This is a genomic window from Pseudomonas sp. 2995-1 (genome assembly GCF_002742505.1).
In the GTDB taxonomy this organism is placed as follows: domain Bacteria; phylum Pseudomonadota; class Gammaproteobacteria; order Pseudomonadales; family Pseudomonadaceae; genus Aquipseudomonas; species Aquipseudomonas sivasensis.
Map to the genome: position 1 here is coordinate 1 of NZ_LJSA01000317.1, position 233 is coordinate 233.

The 233-nt window shown below is 34.8% G+C and carries 1 protein-coding gene; it reads left to right on the forward strand.

The genetic code is table 11. From position 1 onward, the window contains the following. Positions 1-233, forward strand: a 233-nt coding sequence (locus tag AOA61_RS06135) for a cytochrome c biogenesis protein ResB (protein ID WP_143521193.1), incomplete at both ends; no start/stop codon positions are given.

Here is a 233-nt window from a genome sequence, read left to right on the forward strand (position 1 = left end):
CGGTATTTTAGGTAAATTATATTTTCAATTAGGCCTCCATAATATGTATTCTTCTTGGTGGTACATGTTAATGATTGCTGCTTTAGGTGTATCATTAGTGATATGCAGTCTAGACAGGGTTGTCCCTTTGCATCGTGCACTTAAGACGCAACGAGTAAAAAGACATACTTCATTTTTATCTAGACAAAGGCTATTCAATAAAACTGAAAATGAAGTAACTACAGCTGAAGAAG